We start from the raw sequence: 14,173 nt of genomic DNA on the forward strand, positions 1-14,173 counted from the left end.
GTCCACCGCCGCCCCGCCGCCTCATCGCAGGCGCTCCGCCAGTGACAGCAGCTCGGCCCACTGTTCTCCCAGTCCGGCCGGGCCGCCGTCCGGATCCTTGAAGTAGAAGCCCAGCCCGCGGACCGGCCCGCTCAACCCCCGCTCGTCCGCCCGCGCCAGCAGCCGCGCCAAGTCCAGGATGAGCGGCGCCGCCAGCGCCGAGTCGCAGCCCTGCCAGATCGTCTGCAAGACCATCCTCGTCCCGAGGAAGCCGTCGAAAGACACGTGGTCCCACGCCGTCTTCCAGTCGCCCAGCGACGGGACGTCGTCGATGTGGACCTCGCCCTCCGGGGCGCCGCCGAGCAGGGTCTCCGCCAGCACCCGCTCCTTGCCCGCGTTCTTCGCCGCCGCGGCGCCCGGGTCCGCGGCGAGTGTCGCGCCGTCGCCGCCGCCGAGGAGGTTCGTGCCGGACCACGAGCGCACCGCGAGCGCGCGCTGCGCGAACATCGGGCCGAGGACCGAGCGGAGCAGGGTCTGGCCCGTTTTCCCGTCACGGCCCGCGTACGGGACCCCGGCCGACCCGGCCGGCCCCGCCAGCCGCGGGTGATGCAGGCCCGTCGACGGAGTGAAGTTCACGTACGGACAGCCCGCCCGCAGCGCCGCCGCCGCGTACAGCGAGCTCGCCGGGAGCGGTGCGTCCACGTCGTCCGGTGCCGGCTCCGTCGTCGATACGTTCACGACCACCGCGCGCGCCAGGTCATGGCGCCGTACGAAAGAGCGCACGTCCTCCGCCAGCGCCTCCGTCAGCTCCGCTTCCGTCCGGGTGTCCCCCGGCTGCGGCCCGCCCGGCCGTATCTCCTCGTCCGCCGCCGCCAGTTCCGCCGCCACCGCCGCGGGCAGCCCGTGCGGCAGCACACCGCCCGCCGCCAGCTCCTCCGCGCGTTTCGGCAGCGGCGTGGCCGTCACATCATGGCCGCCGAAGACCAGGTCGCCGACCGCCGGCAGCCCCGACTCCGCGAAGGGAGGCAGCTCCGTCACCATCCCGGTCGGTGGGTACATGCCGCCGGCCACCGCAGCGCACCCGGCCACCGCCGTCGTCGCCACCGAGCCACGCGCGCCGACCAGCCATACGCCGGTCCGCCCGGCCCGCTCGGTCCGTCCAGCCCGCTCGGTCCGTCCAGCCCGCCCGGTCCGCTTCGTTTCGCTTCCAGTCGTCGTCAACGGAATGACCTCCCACCGATCCCACCGGTCCCACCGGTTCGACACCAGACCCGGGCCGACGGGGGCGGCGCCGCCGCAGCGCCACCGCCCCCGCCGCCCGCCGTCAGGTGAGTTCCTTCACGCGGATGTTGCGGAACGACACATGGTCCGCATCGCCGTGATTCTGGATGCCGATATGGCCGTCCACCAGGCTGCGTGCCGGCTCCGCGTTCGTGAAGTCGTTGATCTGCACGCCGTTGAGCCAGATCCGCAGGCGCTCGCCCTCGACGCGGAGCTCGTACGTGTTCCACTCCCCCGGCGGGTTCAGCGCGGCGTCGCGCGCCGCGATGTCCGCCGACTGGAAGCCGTAGACCGACCCCGTCGTCTTCTCCGGTACGTCCGTGGCGTCGATCTGGATCTCGTAGCCGTTGTCCACCGCCGACCAGGGGTCGTCGGAGGGCGGGAAGCCGATGAAGATGCCGGAGTTGGAGTCGCCGTCCATCTTCCACGAGAGCTTCAGCGAGTACGCGTGCAGCTCCTTGGCCTCGTACCAGAACAGGCCCATCCCGCCCACGGACGCCAGCGTGCCGTCGGCCAGCTCAAAAGAACCCGGCCCCGCCTGCTTCCAGCCCGTCGTCGACGTGCCGTCGAACAGCGACGTATACCCCACCTCAGGCCGGGCGTCCGCGTGCGCGGTGCCCATCGCGTAGCGGATGCCGCCCAGCAGCATCTTGAGGAAGTTCTCCTCCGCGTACGACTCCTTGGTGTGGCCGAGGCCCGTATAGAAGACGCGGCCGCCCTCGTACTCCTGGCACCAGCTGATCGGGTGGTCGCCCGCCATGGTGCCGCCGGTGTAGGACGACTCGTCCAGGACCGCCAGGACCTTGGCGACCTCGCGCGGATTGGTGCGGTAGTTGTACCACTCGTCCGTACGCTCCCAGGCCGCCGGCAGGTGCGCCGTCGCCGGGTGGGCGCGGTCCTCGACCTTGATCGTCGCCTGCTGGATGGCCGGGTGCGAGTGGAAGTACGCGCCGACCAGGCCGCCGTAGAACGGCCAGTCGTATTCCGTGTCGGCGGCCGCGTGCACGCCGACGTAGCCGCCGCCCGCCTTGATGTAGTTCTCGAAGGCGGTCTGCTGCTCGGCGTTCAGCACGTCGCCCGTCGTGGACAGGAAGACGACCGCCTTGTACTTGGCCAGGGTGCCAGGGTTGAAAGTGTCGGAATTCTCGGTGGCGGTGACGGTGAAGCCGTTCTCCGTGCCGAGCTTCTGGATCGCGGCGATGCCGTCGGGGATGGAGTCGTGGCGGAAGCCCGCCGTCTTGGAGAAGACCAGGACGGCCGCCTCGTTCTTCGGCTTGTCGGGCTTCGGCTTGCGGGCGGCGTCGTCCAGAGGTGCGGCGTGTGCGTTCGCGCTCAGGGTCATGGCGCCCAGGATCGCGGTCGTGCCCAGCACGACCGAACGTCTCGATGGCTGCTCAGGCATGCGATTACTCCAGTGCGAGGAGGGGCCCGCCCCGCCGGGGGCAGCCGGCGGGGCGGGAGGAGGTGTCAGCCGGTGGTGAAGGTGAAGTCGTCCACGTCGTAGAGGGCACCGTCGCCGCTGCCCTTGAAGACGAGGTAGAGCGTGGTCGGGCCCGCCGGCGCGTTCGACAGATCCGCGCTGACGTCCTGGAAGGTCTCCCAGCCGCCGGTCACCGGGACCGCCGTCGAGCCGAGCAGGGTGCCGTCCGGCGCCCCGGCGCGGACCTCGAGCGTGCCGCCCGCGCCGGCCGAGGAGATCCGGGCGGTGACCTTGGTGGCGTTGGAGACGACGTACGGCTTGAAGGCCACCCAGTCGCCGTTGTTGACGTCGCCGACGGTGGCGCCGCCGTGCGCGGTGGTCTTCTCCATCACCGTGACGCCGTTCTGCTCGGTGAAGTGCTCGGCCTGGCGCTGCTTGGGCTGGACGACGCTCTCGTCGCGCCCGGTGAGCGCCGCCTGGCCGCCGCCACCGCCGTCGGTGTACTCGGCGTTGATCACGCCGAAGACGTTCTCGGCCGGATCGTGGCCGCCGTCGACGGAGGTCTTGAGCGAGCCGGAGCAGCCGTTGGCCGAGGTGATCGGGTGGCCGTGGCTGTCGTGGCCGAGGACGTACGTCACCTTCACCTTGCTGCAGTCGATCTGGCCGTCCTCGGGATCGGTGACCGTGACCTCGAACGGGATGGAGTCACCGAAGGCGAAGAGCTGGCCGTCCTCGGGGAGCTTCATCTCGACCTTGGGCGCGGTATTGCCGACGATCACCTGGACGTTGGCCTTGCCGGTGCGATCGCCCTCGTCCTTGACGGTGAGGGTGGCGGTGTAGGTGCCGTTCTTCTCGTACGTGTGCGTCGGGTTGGGTTCGGTGGAGGTGGCGCCGTCGCCGAAGTCCCAGGAGTACGTGAGCTTCGTGCTGTCCTGGTCGGAGGTCCCCTCCGAGGAGAACTTCACTTCAAGCGGTGCCTGTCCGTTCGTCTTGTCGGACGCGGCCTTGGCGATCGGTGAGTAGCCCTCGGAGGCGTTCTCTATCCGGTACAGCGCCGAGTTCTCGTCGCCGTTGAAATAGCCGGTGCCGTAGTCGAGGACGTACAGGGCGCCGTCGGTGCCGAACGCCTGGTCCATCACCTGGGTGCCGGTCCACGGGAAGTCGTTGATCGACTGCACCGTGCCGGCGTCGTCGGCCGCGATCCGCTTGATCCACTTGCGGCCGAACTCGCCCGCGAAGAAGTTCTTGTCGTACGACTCCGGGAACTTGATCTTCGAGTCGGAGGCCGCGTCGTAGTGGTAGACGGGGCCGCCCATCGGCGACTCGGAGCCGGAGCCGAACTCGGGCACGGATCCGCCGTCGTACGGGATCCAGGCCTCCTGGGCCGGCGGCAGATCGGTCAGCCCGGTGTTGTTCGGCGAGGTGTTCTTCGGGGCCGCGCAGTCGAACTTCGCGCCCGCGGTGCCGGCGCCGAAGTCCCAGTCGGTGTACGCGTCGTTCTTGCCCGTGCAGTACGGCCAGCCGAAGTTGCCGGCCTTGGTGACGCGGGCGAACTCCACCTGTCCGCCGGGCCCGCGGTTCGGGTCGGCGGCCGCGGCGTCGGGGCCGTAATCGCCGACGTAGACGATGCCGGTGGCCTTGTCGACGGAGAACCGGAACGGGTTGCGGAAGCCCATCGCGTAGATCTCGGGGCGGGTCTTCTCCGTCCCCTTCGCGAAGAGGTTTCCGTCCGGCGTCGTATACGTGCCGTCGTCGGCGACCTTGATGCGCAGGATCTTGCCGCGCAGGTCGTTCGTGTTACCGGCGGAACGCTGGGCGTCGAAGGCCGGGTTGCGGTTCGACCGCTCGTCGATCGGCGAGTAGCCGTCCGACTGGAACGGGTTGGTGTCGTCGCCGGTCGAGAGGTAGAGGTTGCCGTCCTTGTCGAAGTCGATGTCGCCGCCGACGTGGCAGCAGATGCCGCGGGAGGCGGGGACGTCGAGGACCTTCTTCTCGCTGGCGGCGTCGAGGGTGCCGTCTTCCTTGAGGACGAAGCGGGAGAGGCGGTTGACGCCGTTGAACGGCTCGAAGTCGGCGGCGGTGCCGGTCTCCGGGGCGTCGCCGGTGGGGGTGTCGAGCGGCGGCGCGTAGTAGAGGTATATCGCCCGGTTCTGGGCGAAGTTCGGGTCCACGCCGACGCCTTGGAGGCCTTCTTCGTCGTGGCTGTATACGTCGAGCTTGCCGGCCAGCTTGGTGTCGCCGGTGCTGCTGGTCAGCCACAGCTCGCCGTCGCGGGAGGTGTGCAGGGCGGAGTTGTCCGGGAGGAGCGCGAGCGACATCGGCTCGCCCATCTCGGCTTCACCCTTGGCGAGGGGGACTTGCTGAAACGCTTCTGCTTTGGGCTTCTTGTCCGGGTCTTTGGCCGCGGCACCCGGGGCTAGGGCGAGCCCGGTGAGGGCGAGGAGGGCCGCGGTCAGAAGTGCCGTGAGCCGGCTTCTGAAACGGAGCACGCTGGGGTCTCCTGACGAGAGATGTGGGGTTGTTTGTCAGGTTCATTACAGGACGGTAAACGGCTTTACCCGTTCCGTGAAGCCCTTTGACACCAAAAAAGTTCAACTTTCGCCTCTGCGGAGACAAAGCGGCGGGGCGACGCCGCTCTGCCTCCGCAAGCGACCGAGCGAGCTGCCCTAGTCCCCGCCCCCGAAGGCCGCGTCGAACGACGCCGTCGGCGGCTCGAAGTCGTACGCCTTCAGCTTCCGCAGCGCCTCCGGCGCCCCCTGCAGCCGGTCCATGCCCGCGTCCTCCCACTCGACCGAGATCGGCCCGTCGTAGTCGATCGAGCGCAGCATCCGGAAGCAGTCCTCCCACGGCACGTCGCCGTGCCCGGCGGAGACGAAGTCCCAGCCGCGCCGCGGGTCGCCCCACGGCAGGTGCGAGCCGAGACGCCCGGTGCGGCCGTCCAGGCGCTTACGGGCCTCCTTGCAGTCCACGTGGTAGATGCGGTCGCGGAAGTCCCACAGGAAGCCGACCGGGTCGAGGTCCTGCCAGACGAAGTGCGAGGGGTCGAAGTTCAGGCCGAAGGCGGGGCGGTGGCCGATCGCCTCCATCGCCTGGTGGGTGGTCCAGTAGTCGTACGCGATCTCGCTCGGGTGCACCTCGTGCGCGAAGCGCACGCCCTCGGCGTCGAAGACGTCCAGGATCGGGTTCCAGCGCTCGGCGAAGTCCTCGTAACCGCGCTCGATCATCCCGGGCACCACCGGCGGGAACATCGCCACCAGATGCCAGATCGACGAGCCGGTGAAGCCGATGACGGTCTGCACCCCGAAGGCGGCCGCGGCGCGGGCGGTGTCCTTGATGCGCTGGGCGGCCCGCTGCCGTACGCCCTCGGGGTCGCCGTCGCCCCAGATGTCGGCCGGAAGGATCGCCTTGTGGCGCTCGTCGATGGGGTTGTCGCAGACGGCCTGGCCGACGAGGTGGTTGGAGATGGCCCAGCACTTGAGGCCGTACTTCTCCAGCAGCTGGTGGCGACTGTCGAGGTAGCCGGGCTCGGCCAGGGCCCGGTCGACCTCGAAGTGGTCGCCCCAGCAGGCCAGTTCCAGGCCGTCGTAGCCGAAGTCGCGGGCCAGCCGGCAGACCTCCTCGAGCGGCAGGTCGGCCCACTGTCCGGTGAAGAGCGTGAACTGACGGGGCATGCTGCGGCTCCTTCGTTACGGGGTGGGGTGCTGGTCGACGGCGGTGTAGACGGAGTTCTTCTCGGCGCTCTCCTCGACGGCCGCGAGCACCCGCTGCACCTGCAGCCCGTCCTCGAAGGACGGCGCGGGCTGCTCGCCCTCGGCGATGGCGGTGATCAGGTCGCGGGCCTGGTGCACGAAGGTGTGCTCGTAGCCGAGGCCGTGGCCGGGCGGCCACCAGCCCTCGAGATACGGGTGCTCGGGCTCCGTGACGAGGACGCGACGGAAGCCCGAGATGGCGGGATCATCCGCATGATCGTGGAATTGGAGTTCGTTCAGCCGCTCCAGGTCGAAGGAGAGCGAGCCGAGCTCGCCGTTCAGCTCCACCGACATGGCGTTCTTACGGCCCGCGGCCATCCGGCTCACCTCGAACGAGGCCAGCGCCCCGCCCGCCATCCGCCCGCTGAAGACCGCCGCGTCGTCCACGGTGACCCGCCCGCGCCCGGCCCCCGCGGCACCGGACAGGCCCGCCGCGGACGCCGGCAGCGGCCGCTCCTTGACGAAGGTCTCCGTATGCGCGGACACCCCCGCCACCCGCTCCCCCGCCAGGTACTGCGCCAGGTCGACGATGTGCGCGCCCAGGTCGCCGAGCGCGCCGGACCCGGCGTGCTCGCGCTGCAGCCGCCAGGCGAGCGGGAACTCCGGGTCCATCAGCCAGTCCTGCAGATACGTCAGACGGACGTGCCGCAGCGCCCCGAGCCGCCCGTCGGCGACCAGCTTCCTGGCGTACGAGAGGGCCGGCACCCGGCGGTAGTTGAAGCCCACCATCGCCAGCTGTCCACGCTCACGGGCGCGGCGGGCCGCGGCCACCATCGCCTCCGCCTCCGCGACGCTGTTGGCGAGCGGCTTCTCGCACAGCACGTGCTTGCCCGCCTCCAGCGCGGCGATGGCGATCTCCGCGTGGCTGTCGCCGGGCGTGCAGACGTCGACGAGCTGCACGTCGTCCCGGGTGATCAGGGCGCGCCAGTCGGTCTCGGCGGCGGCCCAGCCCAGCTGGTCCGCGGCCGCGGCCACCTTCGCCGGGTCGCGACCGCACACGGCCGCCATGGCCGGGCGCAGCGGCAGGTCGTAGACCCGGGGGGCGGTGCGCCAGCCCTGGGAGTGGGCGGCACCCATGAAGGCGTAGCCGACCATCCCGATGCCGAGTGCGGGCTTGCCGGCGGTGGCTGTCTCGTCAGACATGAATCTCCTAGCTGTCGGTGCGGACGCGGCCTTCTCGCTCGTGGCGACGGCCCGGGTCGGGCCTACTTGAAGCCGGTCGGCAGGTACTGATCGATGTTCTTCTTGTCGACAACCGCGGAGTACAGGGTGATCGAGGCCGGGATCTCGAACTCGGCCATCCCGGCGATGCCCTTCCCCTGCCCGAGCGCGCGGGCCAGGTCGATGGCGGAGGCGGCCATGGTCGGCGGGTAGAGGACGGTGGCCTTGATGACGGTGTTGTCGGCCTTGATCTGGTCCATGACGTGCTTGGAGCCGGCGCCGCCGACCATCAGGAAGTCGTCGCGCCCGGCCTGCTTGATGGCGTTCTCGGCGCCCACGCCCTGGTCGTCGTCGTGGTTCCACAGCGCGTCGAACTTCTTCACCGCCTGCAGCAGGTCGGACATCTTCTTCTGCCCGGACTCGACGGTGAACTCGGCGGCCTGGCGGGCCACGATCTCGATGTTCTTGTAGTTCTTCAGCGCGTCCCGGAAGCCCTTGCTGCGCTGCTTGGTGAGCTCCAGGGTGTCCATGCCGGCGAGCTCGACGACCTTGGCGTTCTTCTTGTCCTTCAGCGCCTCGCCGATGTAGTTGCCGGCGTTGACGCCCATGCCGTAGTTGTCGCCGCCGATCCAACAGCGGGAGGCCTGCGGGGTGTCGAAGATCCGGTCGAGGTTGACGACCGGGATGCCGGCCTCCATGGCCTTCAGACCTGCCTGGGTGAGCGCCTTGCCGTCGGCCGGGAGGATGACGATGACGTCGACCTTCTTGTTGATCAGCGTCTCGATCGAACCGGACTGGGTGGCCGCGTCGTTGGAGCCCTCGACGGGCTCGAAGGTGATGTCCTCGTACTCCTTGACCCGCTTGCGGGCCTGGTCGTTGATGGCGTTGAGCCAGCCGTGGTCGGCCTGCGGCCCGGAGAAGCCGATGGTGACCTGCTTGCCCTTCTTCTTGTCGGCGACGGCGGCCTTGTTGTCGTTCTCGCCGCCGCCGTCGCCGCCGTCGTCGCTGTTGCTGGTGCAGGCGGTGAGGAAGCCGCCGGCGGCGAGTGCGCCGGCGCCGAAGAGCATGTTTCTGCGTGAGGTGAAGGGCGATTCAGCCATGGCGGGGCCTTTCCGGAAGGTCGGAGCGGGGTGAGAGGGCCTTAAGCGTCTGCTGCATTACGGCTCGTTCGGTGCTGGACCAGCACGGCGACGACGATGATCGCGCCCTTGGCGATCTGCTGGACGTCCGTCTCCAGGTTGTTGAGGGCGAAGATGTTGTTGATCGTCATGAAGACGAGTACGCCGAGCACCGAGCCGACGATCGTGCCGCGGCCGCCGCTGAGCAGCGTGCCGCCGATGATCGCCGCCGCGATGGCGTCGAGTTCGTAGAGGTTGCCGTTGGTGTTCTGGCCGGAGCCGCTGAGCACGATCAGCATGAAAGCGGCGATGCCGCAGCACAGGCCGGAGATCAGATAGAGCGCCAGCCGCTGCCGGTTGATATTGATGCCGGCCAGCCGGGCGGCCTCGGCGTTGCCGCCGACGGCGACCGTGCGGCGGCCGAAGGTGGTGCGGTTGAGCAGTAGCCAGCCGAGGGCCGCGATCACGGCGAAGATGATGATCAGCGGCGGGATGCCGAGGACGTAGGACTTCGGCAGCCCGAGGTCGGTGACGGCGTTGACCGACACGATCTGCGTCTTGCCGTCGCTGATCATCAGCGCCAGACCGCGCGCCGAGGCGAGCATGGCCAGGGTCGCGATGAAGGGCACCATCCCGCCGTACGAGATGAGCACCCCGTTCACCAGGCCGCAGCCGACGCCGACGATCACCGCGGTGAAGAGGATGCCGGTGAATCCGTAGTCCTGGGTGGCCACCGTCGTCGCCCACACCGAGGCGAGCGCGACGATGGCGCCGACGGACAGGTCGATGCCGCCACCGATGATGACGAGGGTCATGCCGACCGTCACCACGCCGATGATCGAGCCCTGGGTGAGGATCAGCCGGATGTTGGCCCATTCCAGGAACTGTTCGGGCTCGGTGACGGCCCCGACCACGATCAATGCGGCCAGGACGACGACCAGCGACAGCACACGCAGGTCGGCGCGGGCGACGAGCGCACGCAAGGGGGACGGCGGGGGCCGGTCGCCGGCCTTCTCCGCGGTCACGGTCTCCGGAGAGCTCAGCACGGTCAGCTTCCTTCCATCACCAGGTCGAGTACGCGGTGTTCGTCGAGCTCATGGGCCGGCGCGGTGTGCACCACTCGGCCCTCGCGCAGCACGATCACCCGGTCGGCGAGACCCAGGACCTCCGGGATCTCACTCGATACGAGCAGCACGGCGACGCCCTCGTCGGCGAGCCGGCGGATCAGGGCGTACAACTCGGCGCGGGCGCCGACGTCCACGCCGCGGGTCGGCTCGTCCAGCAGCAGCACCTTGCAGCCGCGCAGCAACCAGCGGGCGAGCACGGCTTTTTGCTGGTTGCCGCCGGAGAGGGTGCGGATGAGCGCGTCGGGGTTGTCCGGGCGCAGCGACAGATCCCGGGCGGCGGCGCGGGTGGCGGCCCGTTCGCCGCCGCGGTCCAGCCAGCTGCCGCGGGAGAAGCGGGACAGCGAGGAGATGGAGACGTTGCGGCTGACCGACTCGGTCATCAGCAGCGCCTGCGACTTGCGCTCCTCGGGCGCGAGTCCGAGCCCGGCGGCGACCGCGGCGGTGACGCTGCCGAGGCGCAGCGGCTTCCCGGCGACGGTGATCCGGCCCGCGGTGGGCTTGCGGGCGCCGAAGACGGTCTCCAGGATCTCCGAGCGGCCGGAACCGACCAGCCCGGCAAGTCCGACGATCTCGCCGGGCCGCAACTCGAAGTCCACCGGCGCGAACTCCCCGTCCAGGGCCAGGCCTTCGGCCGTCAGCACCGGCTCCCCGCCACGCACGACCACGTCCTCGGGCGCCTTCTCGGGGAAGGCGTACTCGACGTTGCGCCCCGTCATCAGGGAGACGACCTTCGGGGTGGGGGTGTCCTTGGCCGGCAGGCCACTGGCGGCGGCGCGGCCGTCCTTGAGCACCGTGACCCGGTCGCCGATGCGGCGGATCTCCTCCAGCCGGTGGGAGATGTAGATGACCGCGACGCCCTGATCGGTGAGGTCGGCGACGATACGGAAGAGGTTGTCGACCTCATCCGGGTCCAGGGCGGCCGACGGCTCGTCCATGACGATGAGCTTCACGTCGTGGGAGAGCGCGCGGGCCATCGAGACGATCTGCTGCCCGGCGGCGGACAGCGAGCCGACGATCCGGCCGGGTTCGATCTCCGGGTGACCGAGCCGCTTCAGCAGCTCCGCGGTGCGCTGCCGCGCCTCGCGGCGCCGGACGAAGCCCTTGGTCGCCACCTCGTGCCCCAGGAAGACGTTCTCGGCCACCGACAAGTGCCGTACGAGATCCAGCTCTTGGTAGATGGTGGCGATGCCGAGGTTCATCGCGGCGACCGGGGACTTCAGCGCGACGCGCTCGCCGCGCCAGACGATCTCGCCCTCGTCGGGCTGGTGGGCGCCGGCGAGCACCTTGATGAGGGTGGACTTGCCGGCGCCGTTCTGCCCGAGGAGGCAGTGGACCTCGCCGGCGGCGACGTCCAGGTCGACGCCGTCGAGGGCGCGGACGCCGGGGAAGGACTTGGTAATGCCCGACATCGTGAGCAGTGGTGGTGTCGAGGGTGTTGCCATCGTTCTCCTCGAGGAGGCGGTGCGGTGGCGGTACTCGGGTTTCGGGCAAGGGGGTATCGCGGATCGGCGGTACCTGGTGTTTTGCGTGCGCGGTGGTGCGGCTCGTGCGGTGGCGCTGTTCGCTGGCTACGCGGGTGTCTCAAGCAGGTGTCCTACGCGGGTGAGAACATGTGGTCGCTGGTGAGCCGGGCCGCGCCGATGACACCGGCGGTCGGCCCCAACTCCCCCAGCACAATGGGGAGATTGCCGGTCGCCAGAGGCAGCGACTGGCGGTAGACCTGCGTACGGATCGACGCGAGGAGGTTGTGACCGAGACCGGTCACCCCACCCCCGATCACCACGAGGCCCGGATTGAAGAAGCTGACAAGACCGGCGATCACCTGTCCGGTACGGGTCCCGCCCTCACGGATCAGCTCCAGGGCACAGGTGTCCCCGGCCGTGGCCGCGGCGGCCACGTCGGAGGCGGACAACTTGCCCTCGTCCTCGAGCCGTTGGGCGAGCTCGGCCGACCGCCCCTCGCGGGCCGCGTGCTCCGCGTCCCGCGCGAGCGCCGCGCCGCCGAAGTAGGCCTCCAGGCACCCGCGGTTGCCGCAGGCGCACTGGCGCCCGTCCACCTCCACCTGGATGTGGCCGATGTCGCCGGCGGAGCCGTTCGTACCGCGATAGACGTCGCCGCCCACCACAATGCCGCAGCCGATGCCCGTACCGATCTTGACGCAGAGGAAGTCGCGCACACTGCGGGCGACGCCCGCGTGCTGCTCCCCCAGCGCCATCAGGTTCACGTCGTTGTCGACCATGACCGGGCAGCCCAGCTCCTGGCTGAGCGCCTCGCGCACCGGGAAGCCGTCCCACCCGGGCATGATCGGCGGGGAAACAGGAACGCCCTCGGGGAAGCGGACCGGGCCCGGGACGCCGATGCCGGCGCCGTCGAAGCCCTCCGCCACCCCGGAGGCGCGGAGCTTCGCCGCCATCGCCAGCACCTGCTCGAAGATCGCGACCGGCCCTTCCCGTACGTCCATGGGATGGGTCAGATGGCCGAGGATCTCCAGCTCGGCATTGGTGACAGCGACGTCGACCGAGGTCGCGCCGATGTCGACGCCCAGGAAGCGGAGCGCCGGCGCGAGGCGGATGTTGTGCGAGCGGCGGCCGCCGCGGGAGGCGGCGAGCCCGTCGGCCACGACGAGCCCCGTCTCCAGCAGCCGGTCGATCTCCACCGCCAGCTTGGAGCGGGAGAGCTCGACCAGGTCACCGAGCTGCGCCCGCGAGCTCGGACCACCGTCACGCAGCAGGCGGAGCAGCCGCGCCTGATGCGCGTTCGCGGGCCGGGCCGTCATGCGCCTCACGGTGCCCCTCCCTGCCGTCGTCTCGGCTTACGACTTCTTGCGGTCAACGGGAAAGTAGCAGCGGTTGCCCGAACGGGGAAGAAGTTTCGCAGCAACTCGTACCGACTTTTCACCGACTCAGGACAAAGGCGGGGTGCGGCATGGCCGTAGCCTGGTCCCATGGGACGGGTTACGGAGCGACGGCGAGTGCTGCGGATACGGGACGGAGCGGTCAGCGCACGCCCCGACACCCTGGTGGCGGAGGAACCGCTGGAGATCCGGCTGAACGGCCGCCCGCTCGCGATCACCATGCGCACGCCCGGCGACGACTTCGCGCTGGCGGCGGGCTTCCTGGTGAGCGAGGGCGTGCTGGGACGGGCGGCCGAGCTGACGAGCATCGCGTACTGCGCGGGCGCCACGGCGGACGACGGGACGGGCAATACGTACAACATCCTGGACGTGAAGCTGGCCCCAGGCGTCCCGGTCCCGGACATCACGCTGGAGCGGAACGTCTACACCACGTCGTCCTGCGGCCTGTGCGGCAAGGCCAGCCTGGACGCGGTCCGCACGTCGGCCCGCTGGCCGATCACGGGGGACTTCGCGCTCACCCCGGAACTACTGGCCACCATGCCCGACCGCCTACGGGCCGCACAGCGGGTCTTCGACCGTACGGGCGGCCTGCACGCCGCCGCCCTCTTCACGCCGGCCGGCGAGCTGCTGGACGTACGCGAGGACGTCGGCCGCCACAACGCGGTCGACAAGCTGATCGGCCGCGCCCTGCAACAGGATCTGCTGCCACTGTCAGAGGCGGTGCTGATGGTGTCGGGCCGCGCATCCTTCGAACTGGCACAAAAGGCGGCAATGGCGGGCATCCCGGCCCTGGCGGCGGTGTCGGCCCCGTCGTCACTGGCGGTGGACCTGGCCGCCGAGACCGGGATGACGCTGATCGGCTTCCTGCGCGGGACGTCGATGAACGTGTACGCGGGCGAGCGCAGGATCGCGCTGCCGGATGGCGCCGGTCAGACGGACAGCGCCGGTCAGACGGTGAAGACCGGCCCCCAGATGTCGTAGGCACCTTCCCAGAGCTTGATCTTCACATCCGTCGTCTCGCGGATGGCGAGGTCGCAGTACTTGTCGGGGCTGCCGGTAGAGGTGTCGTCCTTGCACACCCCGCCGACCTTCACCCAGTCCCCGCGCACCTTGCGGTACGCCTGCGCCCTGGCCGCGTACCCGTCCGCCTTGTAGTCCCGCACCCGCAGGGTCTCCCCGTGCGGCTCCATGCAGGCGGCCGCCACCTTGTCACCGTCGCCGGCGGGGATGCGCATGATGACGCTGCCCTTGCACGCCGTGTGATGGGCGGACGCCGTACCCGGCGCGGCCGCGAGCACCAGCCCGGCTATCGGAGCGGCTACGGCTGCTTTGCGCCAGAGGCCCTTCAGCATCTTCAGTTCTCTTTTCGTCAGGCCGAAGTTGATCTCAACAGGCCCGACATTAAGCGAAGTTGACCAAGGGATGAAACCAATATCCCCTCACGGCAGCGAGGCGCCCCCGAGCCGATACGCCCCCCGCTCCAC

Annotated in this window: 11 protein-coding genes; 1 reads left to right on the top strand and 10 read right to left on the bottom strand. The window is 69.9% G+C overall.

Annotation, left to right across the window (positions count from 1 at the left end; all coding sequences use genetic code 11):
- Window positions 1-21 precede the first annotated feature (21 nt).
- From G5C51_RS32740 to G5C51_RS32780, 9 genes are all read right to left on the bottom strand, one after another.
- On the bottom strand, window positions 22-1,104 hold the full coding sequence (locus tag G5C51_RS32740) for an inositol-3-phosphate synthase (protein WP_240930091.1): 1,083 nt from the start codon (window positions 1,102-1,104) through the stop codon (window positions 22-24).
- Window positions 1,105-1,303: 199 nt separating this feature from the next.
- A complete protein-coding gene (locus tag G5C51_RS32745) occupies window positions 1,304-2,662 on the bottom strand; it encodes a ThuA domain-containing protein (protein ID WP_240930090.1) in 1,359 nt (452 codons plus the stop codon).
- A gap of 65 nt (window positions 2,663-2,727) precedes the next feature.
- Entirely contained in the window at window positions 2,728-5,169 is a 2,442-nt protein-coding gene (locus tag G5C51_RS32750; RefSeq protein ID WP_338118391.1) for a PQQ-dependent sugar dehydrogenase, read from the bottom strand.
- Window positions 5,170-5,346: 177 nt separating this feature from the next.
- Window positions 5,347-6,351: a sugar phosphate isomerase/epimerase family protein gene (locus tag G5C51_RS32755; RefSeq protein ID WP_165242783.1), complete on the bottom strand. Its 1,005-nt coding sequence runs from the start codon at window positions 6,349-6,351 to the stop codon at window positions 5,347-5,349.
- Window positions 6,352-6,366: 15 nt separating this feature from the next.
- Window positions 6,367-7,572 carry a Gfo/Idh/MocA family protein gene (locus G5C51_RS32760; protein WP_165242785.1) on the bottom strand — a complete coding sequence of 402 codons (1,206 nt, stop codon included), beginning with the start codon at window positions 7,570-7,572 and terminating at the stop codon, window positions 6,367-6,369.
- 62 nt (window positions 7,573-7,634) lie between these two features.
- Window positions 7,635-8,690, bottom strand: coding sequence for a substrate-binding domain-containing protein (locus G5C51_RS32765; RefSeq protein WP_206314587.1), 1,056 nt, complete (start codon window positions 8,688-8,690; stop codon window positions 7,635-7,637).
- A 41-nt stretch (window positions 8,691-8,731) separates the two neighbouring features.
- A complete protein-coding gene (locus tag G5C51_RS32770; protein ID WP_420824882.1) occupies window positions 8,732-9,760 on the bottom strand; it encodes an ABC transporter permease in 1,029 nt (342 codons plus the stop codon).
- Window positions 9,757-11,277: a sugar ABC transporter ATP-binding protein gene (locus tag G5C51_RS32775; RefSeq protein ID WP_165242789.1), complete on the bottom strand. Its 1,521-nt coding sequence runs from the start codon at window positions 11,275-11,277 to the stop codon at window positions 9,757-9,759. The genes G5C51_RS32770 and G5C51_RS32775 overlap by 4 nt, the downstream gene beginning before the upstream one ends.
- A gap of 152 nt (window positions 11,278-11,429) precedes the next feature.
- Window positions 11,430-12,611 (bottom strand): ROK family transcriptional regulator, encoded by a 1,182-nt coding sequence (locus tag G5C51_RS32780; RefSeq protein WP_165242803.1) that lies wholly within the window; start codon window positions 12,609-12,611, stop codon window positions 11,430-11,432.
- Window positions 12,612-12,779: 168 nt separating this feature from the next.
- Here G5C51_RS32780 and fdhD point away from each other — a divergent pair, with 168 nt between their 5' ends.
- On the top strand, window positions 12,780-13,670 hold the full coding sequence (fdhD, locus tag G5C51_RS32785) for a formate dehydrogenase accessory sulfurtransferase FdhD (RefSeq protein WP_165242791.1): 891 nt from the start codon (window positions 12,780-12,782) through the stop codon (window positions 13,668-13,670).
- On the opposite strand, the gene G5C51_RS32790 is transcribed toward fdhD, so the two are convergent.
- The gene (locus tag G5C51_RS32790; protein ID WP_165242793.1) at window positions 13,637-14,041 is read right to left on the bottom strand and encodes a hypothetical protein; all 405 of its coding nucleotides are present in this window, start codon (window positions 14,039-14,041) and stop codon (window positions 13,637-13,639) included. The genes fdhD and G5C51_RS32790 overlap by 34 nt on opposite strands.
- Window positions 14,042-14,173: the final 132 nt, after the last annotated feature.

The organism is Streptomyces coryli, from assembly GCF_011044975.1.
Classification (GTDB): Bacteria; Actinomycetota; Actinomycetes; order Streptomycetales; family Streptomycetaceae; genus Streptomyces; species Streptomyces coryli.